This window comes from Parasegetibacter sp. NRK P23 (assembly GCF_023721715.1).
Classification (GTDB): Bacteria; Bacteroidota; Bacteroidia; order Chitinophagales; family Chitinophagaceae; genus Parasegetibacter.
In genome coordinates this window covers 2,046,682-2,058,713 of record NZ_JAMDLG010000001.1, presented here as the reverse complement: position 1 = coordinate 2,058,713, position 12,032 = coordinate 2,046,682, and the positions used below count along the sequence as shown (strand labels likewise).

Annotated in this window: 9 protein-coding genes; 6 read left to right on the top strand and 3 right to left on the bottom strand. The window is 46.5% G+C overall.

The window, feature by feature from the left end; translation table 11 throughout:
- Positions 1–233 precede the first annotated feature (233 nt).
- Positions 234–3,752 carry a chromosome segregation protein SMC gene (gene smc / locus M4J38_RS08320; protein WP_251759088.1) on the top strand — a complete coding sequence of 1,173 codons (3,519 nt, stop codon included), beginning with the start codon at positions 234–236 and terminating at the stop codon, positions 3,750–3,752.
- A gap of 240 nt (positions 3,753–3,992) precedes the next feature.
- Here the strand turns inward: smc and M4J38_RS08315 are convergent, their stop codons facing one another.
- Complete coding sequence (locus tag M4J38_RS08315) at positions 3,993–5,024, bottom strand: YCF48-related protein (protein WP_251759087.1); 1,032 nt, start codon at positions 5,022–5,024, stop codon at positions 3,993–3,995.
- A gap of 58 nt (positions 5,025–5,082) precedes the next feature.
- Between M4J38_RS08315 and M4J38_RS08310 the strand changes: the two genes are divergently transcribed.
- Together M4J38_RS08310 and M4J38_RS08305 are read left to right on the top strand one after the other, a co-directional pair.
- Complete coding sequence (locus M4J38_RS08310) at positions 5,083–5,817, top strand: ThiF family adenylyltransferase (protein WP_251759086.1); 735 nt, start codon at positions 5,083–5,085, stop codon at positions 5,815–5,817.
- Positions 5,818–5,938: 121 nt separating this feature from the next.
- Positions 5,939–7,183 (top strand): GAF domain-containing protein, encoded by a 1,245-nt coding sequence (locus M4J38_RS08305; RefSeq protein ID WP_251759085.1) that lies wholly within the window; start codon positions 5,939–5,941, stop codon positions 7,181–7,183.
- Between the two features lie 5 nt (positions 7,184–7,188).
- On the opposite strand, the gene M4J38_RS08300 is transcribed toward M4J38_RS08305, so the two are convergent.
- The gene (locus M4J38_RS08300) at positions 7,189–8,094 is read right to left on the bottom strand and encodes a transglutaminase domain-containing protein (RefSeq protein ID WP_251759084.1); all 906 of its coding nucleotides are present in this window, start codon (positions 8,092–8,094) and stop codon (positions 7,189–7,191) included.
- A 46-nt stretch (positions 8,095–8,140) separates the two neighbouring features.
- The gene (locus tag M4J38_RS08295) at positions 8,141–8,407 is read right to left on the bottom strand and encodes a hypothetical protein (RefSeq protein ID WP_251759083.1); all 267 of its coding nucleotides are present in this window, start codon (positions 8,405–8,407) and stop codon (positions 8,141–8,143) included.
- A 436-nt stretch (positions 8,408–8,843) separates the two neighbouring features.
- Here M4J38_RS08295 and M4J38_RS08290 point away from each other — a divergent pair, with 436 nt between their 5' ends.
- From M4J38_RS08290 to M4J38_RS08280, 3 genes are read left to right on the top strand one after another with little or no spacing between them, the layout of a single operon-like run.
- Positions 8,844–10,733, top strand: coding sequence for a DNA topoisomerase IV subunit B (locus M4J38_RS08290; protein WP_251759082.1), 1,890 nt, complete (start codon positions 8,844–8,846; stop codon positions 10,731–10,733).
- Positions 10,734–10,743: 10 nt separating this feature from the next.
- On the top strand, positions 10,744–11,586 hold the full coding sequence (locus tag M4J38_RS08285) for a DUF1835 domain-containing protein (protein WP_251759081.1): 843 nt from the start codon (positions 10,744–10,746) through the stop codon (positions 11,584–11,586).
- A 55-nt stretch (positions 11,587–11,641) separates the two neighbouring features.
- Complete coding sequence (locus tag M4J38_RS08280; protein WP_251759080.1) at positions 11,642–12,031, top strand: VOC family protein; 390 nt, start codon at positions 11,642–11,644, stop codon at positions 12,029–12,031.
- The last annotated feature ends 1 nt before the right edge of the window (position 12,032 follow it).

Genomic DNA, 12,032 nt, shown 5'->3' with positions numbered 1-12,032 from the left:
AAAACTTAGTTAGCAACCGTGCGGCTAAGGTAGGTATTCCCCCGGAGATAAACACAATGTGTTCAGTACCATGTCATATTTAACTTTCAGTTCATTCGTGTCCGGGGTTTATCCACATTTGTTTAGTTGAAATGTGAACAATCCGTGCATAACTATGGAATAACTAGCGGGATAGGGCATAGGGGGTACCCGTTCTAAAAATTATATTTGCCATCCTGAAAAACTGAAGTACTGTGCGATTAAAGAGTTTAGAAATCAAGGGATTCAAAAGTTTTGCCGATAAGACCGTCGTGAATTTCGACCAGAACATCACCGGTATTGTTGGACCGAATGGCTGCGGAAAGAGCAATATTGTTGACTCCATCCGTTGGGTGATCGGTGAACACAAGATCAGCAACCTCCGCTCCGAGAACCTGGAAAGCCTGGTGTTCAACGGTTCTAGAACCCGTTCGGCGAGCGGATTGGCTGAAGTGTCGCTCACCTTTGAAAATACCAAGAACCTGCTGCCCACCGAATTCAATACGGTAACCATCAGCCGGAAATTCTATAAGAGCGGGGAAAGTGAATACAGATTGAATGATGTTTCCTGTCGTCTGAAAGACATCCACAACCTGTTCATGGATACCGGTGTTTCCACCGATTCCTACGCGATCATCGAACTGGGTATGGTGGACGACATCATTAAAGATAAAGACAACAGCCGCCGCAGAATGCTGGAGCAGGCCGCGGGCATTTCCATTTACAAAACGAGGAAGAAAGAAGCCAAACAAAAACTGGATGCCACGGAACAGGACCTGAACCGGATCGAGGACCTGCTTTTTGAGATCAACAACCAGTTGAAATCGCTGGAGAACCAGGCGAAGAAAGCCGAAAAGTTCTATGAAATCAAAAAGGAATACAAGGAAGTAAGCATAGAACTCGCGAAGGCCGCACTCGAAGGATTCAACATCACTTACAGGGAACTCAACCAGCAACAGGACGAGGAAACCGATAAGAAGACGAAGCTGGAAGCAGAGATAGCGCTGGAAGAAGCGGCCGTGGAACAGGAAAAAGTTGGGTTCATTGAAAAAGAGCGCGCGCTTCAATCGATGCAGCACGAATTCAACGACCTGCTTCAAACCCTGCGCACCAAAGAGAACGAAAAGAACCTCGCTTCTCAAAAACTGCATTACCTGCGTGAAAGGGAAACTTCGCTCAAAGAATTCCTCGAAAAAGCCGACGGACAATTAAAAGGACTGGAAGAATCCATCGAATTCACCGGCCAGCAGATCGAAGAAGGAGAGGGCGTACTGGAAACCCTTCAGTTCAACCTCGACGATATGCGCGATGCGGTTGACGCGAAGCGCCGATCCTTCGATGAAAAACGTGTGGCCATTGATGATATCCGCAAGGCAAGCCAGCAAATCCAGCGCAACCAGTTTGAGGCGGAGAAAAAAGTCGCCGTTGCCGATACTTCCATCCAGAACCTGCAACGTTCTATTCAACTGCTGACGGAAGAAAATGCACAACGTGCCGAACAGGTGAAAACCCTGGAAGTGGAAAAGCAGGAAAAGGAAAAGGAACTGGCGGAAAAAAAGACCAGTCTGGCTGATCTGCAGCAACAACACGAAAACACCAAAGAACAGATACTGCAAACGCAGGGTGAACTGGAAGAACTCCGCAACCAGCTTGCGGAAGAGAACAGGAAACTGGATGCCCGCAAGAATGAACACGCGCTCCTGAAAAGTCTGATCGACTCCATGGAAGGCTATCCGGAATCCGTAAAGTTCCTGCACAAGAATCCGAACTGGAACCATACCGCGCCTATTTTACAGGACATCATTTATGTGAAGGAAGAATTCCGCGCCGCAGTAGAGAACGTGCTGGAACCTTACCTTAATTATTATATCGTGGAGAACCTGGAAGAAGGACTCACCGCGGTGCACCTGCTCGACAACAATAAAAAAGGAAAAGCCAACTTTTTCCTTCTCGATCAGGTGAAGGAAGCCGGTGCCGGCGCTGAACAACCGGAAGGCACCATTCCCGCGCTCCAGGTAATTGAAGTGGAGGACAAATACAAACCGCTCGCACAACACCTGCTGGGCAATGTGTTTATTGCACAGGACGAGGCCGCATTGCAGTTGAACGGTGGAAAAGTGATCCTGGAAAAAACCGGTAAATACGTAAAAGGACAATATACCCTTACCGGGGGAAGCGTGGGACTGTTTGAAGGAAAGAAGATCGGTCGCGCCAAAAACCTGGAAAAACTACAGGAGCAGATTGACGCACAGCAGATAGTGGTAGATAACCTGAAAGCCACCATTCAATCGAAGCACAACCAGGTGATCGCTTTCAATGAACAATTGAAAGAGCAGGCCATCAAACAAACACAGGAAGAGATCAGCCGGCTCACCAACCAGGTGTTCGCCCTGCAAAACAAAATTGAAAACCTGTCTGCCCAGCAACAAAGCAGCACGCAGCGTTTGCAGGAGCAGGAAGCCAATATAGCGCGCACCAACCAGGAAGTGGAACACGTGCGCGAGGCGCTGTTGCGCCTTACCGATGAGTGGGAGCAGGTGAATGAAAAAATGATTGCCCTGGAAGCCGACTATACAGCGGCGGAACAGGCATACAACCAGGCCAGCGCTCAGTTCAATGATTATAACCTACAGGTAACGCGCCAGCAGAGCAAGGTGAACGCGCTGAAACAGGAACTGGTGTTCAAACGCAACCAGATCGCCGACCTGAAAAGCCAGATTGAACAGAATGCCGCCCAACAGGCATCCACAGCCGAAAATATCCAGGAGTCCGCCGAGTTGTTTGAGAACGCCTCACAGGCGCTCCTCGAACTGATGCAGCGCAAGGAAACCGAAGAGAAAAAACTGAACGAAGCCGACCAGGCTTATTATAACCTGCGCAATGTGCTGAACGAAAAAGAAACAGCGCTGCGCCAGAAGCAGAAGGTGAAAGATCAGATGGAGCATGCCATGAGCGAAATCAAAGATCGGCTCAACGAACTCAAGCTTCAGCTTGCATCTATGAAAGAACGCCTCAGCGTGGAATTTCGCGTGAACCTTGATGATATCATCGACCAGGACAGAACCGGCAATGTGCCGCTGGAAGACCTTCAGGCCAGTGCCGAAAGGATGAAAAAACGCCTGGAGAATATGGGCGAAGTGAACCCCACCGCCATTGAAGCGTTCCAGGAAATGAAAAAGCGCTACGAATTCATTCTCGAACAAAAGAATGACCTTGTTACCGCAAAAGAATCATTGCTCCAAACCATCCAGGAAGTGGAAGCCACGGCCAACCAGAAGTTTCTCGATACTTTCAATCAGGTAAAAGAAAACTTTATCAAGGTATTCAAAGCGCTGTTCACCGAAGAGGACCAATGTGATATGATTCTCGAAAACCCGGAGAACCTGGCCGAAACAGGTATAGACATCATCGCCAAGCCAAAAGGTAAACGTCCGAGTACCATCACCCAATTGAGTGGCGGGGAAAAAACACTCACGGCAACGGCTATGCTATTCGCCATCTACCTGATCAAACCCGCGCCATTCTGTATCCTGGATGAAGTGGATGCCCCGCTGGACGATGCGAACGTGGGCAAATTCACCAATATGATCCGCAAATTCAGCGAAACCAGCCAGTTCATCATTGTAACCCACAACAAGATGACCATGAGCGCAGTAGATGTGATTTACGGCGTTACTATGCAGGAACCCGGGGTAAGCAAACTCGTTCCGGTGGACTTCAGGGGGCTGAATTAAACTTTTCGTGTTTTACCCGGTTCCGGGTATAGAAAATACTAAATCTGCGAATTATCTTCGTGGCACAATTTGAGGTTGTAATTCTTGTTTTCGAACAAGGTGTCGGTCCGAAAGGCCGACATTTTTTTTTGGAAGAATTTCACGCGAAGACGCAAAGGAACAAAGACGCAAGGAGTGGTTGAAGTGCGGCCTGTTGAGTTTTTGTTTCTCGCAACGACGCCACGGCGCAACGTCAGAGCATTATTTATTCCCCACCCGCAACACCCCAACCTTACCATTCCCCGCGAGAAACACCGCTTTCCCATTCTTAGCCTTCAAACACACATGATACCCTTCTCTGGAAACCAGTGCAAAATGCTTTCCCCCATCAACAGAAACATCCACGCCCGAAGTGCCACAGGCAATAATCTTTTTCTCCCCAAAATATTCCACACAGGACCGGTATCCATGGGGCGGTGTAACTGGCGTTTGCCAGGTTTTACCGAGATCAGTGGTATATACACAGTTCCCTGTGGTTACGGTATCCCGCGTAAAGTCCCCACCAACAATAATCAGTTCCGTGCTTTTCTTTCTTTTTTTTGGTGTTTTCACCGCTACGGAATTAGCGCCGGATGTTTGCGTGCCTTTCATGATGGGCAAGGGAATTCTTTGGTCGCGAATGTACAAATGTGCGGCTAATCCGCCGGTCACAATTACAGCCTCATCCAGATCGAGGGGGCGTACATTGGTGCCGCTGGACGCGAACATGGCCTCGCCGCTATCGGCTACGGGACGGTGTTCTAACGGAATATCCTTCCAGGTTTTTCCCCCGTCGAAACTGCGGGTAACAAACAGTTTTCCGTTGATCGGATCACCCACGGCGATACCGGAATGGATGTTCCAGAAGACCATCGCATCCATGAACATGGCCGTGTCGCGGTTCTCATACACCAGTTTCCAGGTGCCGCCGCCGTTGTGCGTCCGGAGAATGTAACCCGGGCTTCCAATGCCCATAATAACGGCGTTTTGCGCGTCGAACGCTTCAATATCCCTGAATTCCACTTTCTCATAACCTTCCACGGTGTACCAATTCCAGGTGGTGCCGCCATCAACGGAACGTCCTACTGTACCACGGGAACCGCTTACCCATACCGTGTTGTCATCTACAACGCTAAGGCCGCGGAAACTTACGCCTTTCTTCGTAACCAGTGTATCTACCTTGTAAACAGGTTGCTGGGCAGATGCACAAATAGGGAAAAACAACAGCAGCAGATAAAAAATTTTGGAATTCATGCGGTGGTTTTCAAATTTGCAGGAAAATTAAGCAAACACGATTAAACGAAGCACACAAATGATCCCTTATTGGTTAAGCAGGACTGAATTATTGCTGGGAGCGGAAACCGTGGGCCACATGATGGAACACCATGTATTGGTGGTGGGCCTCGGTGGCGTGGGTGGCATATGCGCGGAAATGATCGCAAGGGGAGGCGTGAACAGGATGACGATCGTGGATGCCGACGTGGTGGAACTATCCAACTGTAACCGCCAGATACCAGCCCTGCATTCCAATGAAGGAAGAAAAAAAGCAGAGGTAATGGCAGAACGATTGAAAGACATCAATCCAAACATACAACTCCGTGTTTTGCCCATGTTTCTTGACGCTGAAAAAACGGAAGAACTCTTCAGGCATAACCATTATGATTATGCGGTGGATTGCATTGATACCTTATCGGCCAAGGTTGCGTTTCTGAAGACCTGCCTTGCGCACCAGGTACCCGTGGTGTCTGCTCTTGGTGCCGGGGGGAAAGTGGATCCCTCACAGGTACAGGTAGCCGATATCAGCAAGACTCACCAATGCAAGCTGGCCCAGGCGGTCAGGAAAAAACTGCATGAATCCGGTATTTACACCGGGTTCAAAGCTGTTTTTTCACCGGAACAGGTGGATCAGTCAAGAGTGATCGTCTCTGAAAAAGCCTTCCCCAAGAAATCACTTATCGGTACCATATCTTACATGCCGGCGATCTTCGGGTGTGTATGTGCCAGCGTGGTACTAAGAGACATCATGAAACCTTCCGGGACAAAGTGACTTCCACAAACAGGTGATGGAATAATAAGTAAGGCTACCTAAATACTTAACCCTGCCCCGGCTTACAGGTAATTACTTACTCTTGCGATAATGTCTTGTTAACAACCGGATAACGAATGCTTTGCGGGATATCTTTGTCCCGATCATTAAAGCCATGATCTCCGTACAAATGATAGCGCCGCCTAAACCATTTAATGAAAAAGAGCGACTGCGGGAACTGAACAGGTTCAATATACTCGACTCAGCCCCTGAACCCGAATTCGACGAACTCGTTGAACTCGCTTCCCGCATTTGTAAGGCGCCCATCTCCATGATCTCTCTGGTGGATGAGAACAGGCAATGGTTCAAATCGAAGATTGGATTCAGTGCAGATCAAACAGACAGGGATATATCCTTCTGTGGTCACGCCATTTTGAACAATGATGTAATGGTGGTGTCCGACACGGCTTCAGATCAGCGGTTTTCCGATAATCCCTTTTTGACCGAAACGCCACCCATCAGGTTTTATGCCGGTGCCCCGATCGTATCAAACGGGCATACACTGGGGACCATCTGCATCCTGGATGTAATTCCACGCAATATTTCAGAAGAAGAAATCAGAACACTAAAAATCCTTGCAGGTCAGGTAAAGAAACTGCTTGAATTGCGATTGTCGAATCAGTCATTGAAGCTTCAATTGCAGGTAGACCATGTACAAAAGGAATCCCTTCAGGCCATTGCGAGAACAAATAACCTGCTCATTTCGGTGGTGCGTGATAAGGTTGGCAAGACCATTGAAGGACTTCAGCAAAAATTGGAAAATTTTGAAACCAGAGAATTGACCAGGGATGCCATTTTTTCACTTTTCGGAGAAGTTGGAACTCAACTGTCTGGAGCTTCCGCGCTTATCAGGAACCTTGCGGATTGGAATGAATCTCAGGCTGGCGTATCCCTCACTGATTCGGCCATACCCCTCAAAGTGATGATTCAGCAGGTAAAAGATAAGCTGGAGAAGGAGTTTCCTCAGGTTACTAAGCACTTTAAAATGCACCTGCCCGGAGACATTAATATAGGTCAGCACCGCACCAAACTGGAGTTCATCCTGCGCCAGTTGTTGTTCCAGGTGTTAAATACCTGTAAAGATGCCAATATTCACCTGTCCGCCACTTCCGATAATGATTTCGTACTGCTGGTGATCAACGTAAACGATGAATATGCCGCAACGCTATTGTCCAGCCAGCTTCAACGTGAAAAGAAAACAGGTATTGAAGAAGAGTTGCTGGAACTTTTCTTTGTAGAAGAAATGATTCTTCGGTTAGGAGGAAAATTATCCATCGATAAAATTGATGGTATGGGAACGATGATTTCTTTTACTTTCAGGAATTAACCGGATCAGAAGTCAATAACGGCGTACGCAAGGTCGTTCAAGTAGGGGCCACCGGGGTGGTGCGCCGTATAATCAAGATTCATCCAGTACTCTCCGTTGAACTCCCGGTAATGCAACCCCTTCGATATCTGATCTGCGAACAGGTGTAATACAGCCTGTTTCATTTTTTCAAATTCTGCTTTATCCCCGCAATACAATTCAGGATAAACGTGCCCCTGCGTAACGATCATACGGGTTTTAGCGCCAATGGAACGCATGGCCGAAACCATCAGGATGGTATGGTCATCGCAATCTCCTCCCATTCCGTTGAGAATGGTTTCTCTCGGGCCGGCGAAATATTCATCACGCTGGGCATCTGAAACATACTTGAAGTTTTCGTTGACCACTTTGAACAATGAAAGCCATCGTACCACCGGGCCATATTTGGGATGGTATTCATCAAAATTTTCTACCGATGCTTTCACGGCATAGTTCCTTACGAGCGAATCCTTATAATCCACTTTAACCTGAAGGTCCTTCACGAGCACCTGCGTAGCTGTTTCAAACAATGCCGGCCTTATGGAAAGATCTCTTTCCTTGAGATTTTTATGCCGCCAGTTATTGGATACAATATTCTTGTAGTCATGAACAACATTTCCAAAAGAATAGCCGTCCGTAAATTCATTCCAGGTGAGCATACCAGCCAGTACGATAAATCCTGGGATAATGAGTGGCTTGAACAACCAGGAGATCAGTCTGATAATCAATGCTGAGATCAGAACAGACAACACCAGGTCCGCATTCCATTTCCCGATCATAACCGGAGGAATATACCGGTTGATAACGGGGGCCAGGGGAATGATCGTAAGCACGGCAACGACATGAATAAAAATATCGCGGACGACCGGGTATTTTTCTTTGGGTTGATCCATTAATTCATTTACGGAAAAAATTGTACCAAAAAACGCCAACACATTGTTATTCTTCCTCACCCGTATTGAACGCATCCTCACTGTTCACGAAAAGTGATTCCCAGGCCTTCACATTTTTATCATCCAATAATTCTATAATGTCGAATATGGTATCCGACTTACGTTTCCAGGAAGAACTTTCCGTATCTCCATGGTAGGTAATAAACATACAATGATCCGTTTTCAGATTTACCTGAATCATACTCACCGCCGCATCCTGTTTCTCCTGTATCAGGTAGTAACAGCCTTTTTCCAATAGTTCAAAATTGTACATACACCGCTTATTTAGCTGTTTAGAAAAATATCTTCCTCAGAATAAAATGGGTTAATAAGCTGCAATTTCAGCGGAAGTAAGCCGCTGTGCCGGTGGGTTGGTAAGACTTCAAAATTAGCCATTTTTTTTACGCGGCAAAATACCCTCCGGTAAGATTTAAGCTGAAGAACTAGAAATTAAACTGGATAAAATAATCTTAATGAATTAAAAATCAATTAATCATGTGGTTTTTCACAACTTAAATTTAATACAAGAAGATTTTAACGGAGTGTTTCTTACAGTGAAAACACTGATTCATTTCCGTGAAAAAACCTAGCCAGGACTGCTAAAAATGTTAGTATCTTCGTTGCCGTTTGCAGGAAGGAGAGGATAATTTTTCCCGTAAATGCTTAATAATTACGAATTTGTAGCGCATTCAAAAAAGGTGAACCAGTATATGGCAGAAAAAAACACATCGAATTACACGGAAGATTCCATTAAAAGTCTGGACTGGCGCGAACACATTCGTTTGCGACCTGGAATGTATATCGGGAAACTTGGCGATGGCTCCAGTCCGGATGATGGCATCTATGTACTTGTAAAGGAGGTGATCGATAACTGTATAGACGAGCATATGATGGGCTTCGGAAAGCAGGTGGAGATCACGATTGAAAACAAGACAGTTACCATACGCGACTATGGAAGAGGGATTCCGCTGGGGAAACTGGTGGATGTGGTAAGTAAGATCAATACCGGTGCGAAATATGACAGTAAGGCTTTCCAGAAAAGTGTGGGATTGAATGGTGTGGGTACCAAAGCGGTGAATGCCCTCAGCAATTACTTTATGGTGCAGAGTTTCAGGGATGGAAAAACGAGGGTCGCCGAATTTGAGAAAGGCGTGCTCATTAAAGAACACAAGGAGACTTCTACTAAAGAGGAGAACGGAACACTGGTTAGTTTTATCCCCGACGATACCATTTTCAGGCATTTTCATTTTATCCATGAATACCTGGACAAACAGATTTGGAACTATTGCTTTCTGAATGCCGGACTGGTACTGAGTTTCAACGGTAAAAAGTATGTGAGCCGGAACGGTTTGCTCGATTTGCTTACCAGAAATACAAACCCGGATGAACTACGGTATCCGATCATTCACCTGAAAGGGGAAGATATTGAAGTGGCCATTACCCACAACAATGATTACGGAGAAGACATTTATTCCTTTGTGAACGGCCAGTTTACCACCCAGGGCGGCACGCATCAACAGGCTTTCAGGGAATCGTTCGTAAAAACGGTGCGGGAATTCTTTAAAAAGGATTACGAGCCATCCGATATCAGGGGAAGTATTTGTGCGGCCGTGGCGGTACGGGTGCAGGAACCTGTTTTTGAGTCGCAGACCAAAACAAAACTGGGTTCGCTCAATGTGGCCGAAGGCGGGCAGAGCATGAAGAATTTTGTGGGAGAATTCCTTGCTAAACACCTGGATGATTATCTCCATAAAAATCCAACTGTTGCGGAAGCCTTGAAAAAAAGGATCGAACAGAGTGAGCGGGAAAGAAAAGAACTGAGCGGTATCCGTAAACTGGCGAACGAAAGGGCCAAAAAGGCAAACCTGCACAATAAAAAACTGCGGGATTGCAGGTACCACCTCAACGATGAGGCTCCCGCGAAGAATAAAGAAGAGTTTGAACAAAAGAAACTGGAGAGTACCATCTTTATTACCGAAGGAGACTCGGCGAGTGGCTCCATTACAAAAGCCCGGAACGTAGAACTTCAGGCCGTTTTCAGCTTACGCGGAAAACCGCTGAATTGTTTCGGACTTACCAAGAAAGTAGTTTATGAAAACGAAGAGTTCAACCTGCTCCAGCATGCCCTGAACATTGAGGCCGGGATTGATGAACTTCGGTATAATAATATTGTGATCGCGACTGATGCCGACGTGGATGGTATGCACATCAGGTTATTGCTGATGACCTTCTTCCTGCAATTTTTCCCGGATCTTGTTAAAAACGGACATGTTTATATCCTGGAAACACCATTGTTCAGGGTCAGGAACAAACAGGAAACCATTTACTGTTATGATGAAACCGAAAAACAGGCCGCTGTAAAGAAACTTGGTGGCAAGCCAGAGATTACGAGGTTCAAAGGCTTGGGTGAAATCTCTCCCGACGAGTTCGGCAGGTTCATTGGAGAAGATATCCGTCTTCAACCGGTAATGGTGATGCCGGAAACGCATATCACACAGCTTCTGGAATACTTTATGGGGAAAAACACCCCGCAACGACAGGAGTTCATTATTGACAACCTGCGGATTGAACTGGATATTGTTAACGAAACCCTGAATTAAGCGGATTGAAATGATTCATATTGTATTTAATGAAGCGGATGTTGCCATCCTGGAGAAAGCGATCGAGATCAATGATGACCTGGAAGGAAAAGTAGTGCTGATAAAAGACGATTACGCCGTTGGCCCCTTACTACAGGGATACCTGGGAGAAGGTCGGACGCTGCGCAATGAATGGTGGAAGACATTACTGGCCGGCACGGAATATGAAGGAAAAGCGGAGTCGGGAGAAGTGGATGATTTCAAAACCGTAGCCGAGTTATCCGGCACAATGAGCCGGGATGAAACAGAAAAGATTTGGATATGGATGGCGCAGAACCAGCATGATGTGTGCGGGTATTATTGGTTGCTCCATTTTCTGAAGCCATTCCAGGGACGGGTATTTGTTTTGTACCTGAATAACCTTCCCTTCATCAACGAAAAAGGAGGCATATTCTATCCTTCATGGATCAGCGAAATCCCTGTTTCGGAATTCAGGAAAGCGAAAAAACTAGCCCGGGTGATCACGCCCAGCGAATTGGAAGTGGATCCGGATGAATGGAAGAAGTTGATGGACGAAAACGGTATGGTACGCATATTGGAAGGAGGGAAGAAAATCGCCACAAAGGACGAAGACTTTTACGACAAGGATATCCTTTCTAATTGTACGACAGATTGGCAAAAAGCACAACGGGTGATCAACAATACGTTGCACAGGATGAAAATCAAAACGGGAGATGTTTTTCTTGGATGGAGGCTGAAAGAACTTGTTGGAAGCGGTAAACTTGAAGTGAACGGTGATATCAGCAAAACATGGAAGGAGTTTGAAGTGAAATTGCCGGGAAGCGCAGGAAGCGGTAATGAAATTGAAGCGTAGGGTAGCCTGAAGATTTAACCCACTTTATCCAGAACCTGATAAATGAACCTATTGAATGAAACTCCTGGGTATCCACCACGTTGCCATCCTGACGGACGACTACGAAAAAAGTAAAAAGTTTTACACCGAAGTACTCGGCTTTCAGGTGATGGCTGAAACATACAGGGAAAACAGGAACTCCTGGAAACTGGACCTGGCTTTGGATGGCGGGTATATGATTGAACTGTTTTCTTTCCCGGATTTCCGGGAGAGGGCCTCGTTCCCGGAAGCCAAAGGACTGAGACATCTTGCGTTCTCAGTTGCGGACGTGGAGCAGGCGAGGACTTTTCTGTTGGATAAAGGAGTGGAAAAAGTAGAGGAAATAAGAATCGATGAATTGACGGGTAAGACGTTTCTGTTCTTTTATGACCCGAATGGGCAACCGTTGGAATTATATGAAACCTGAC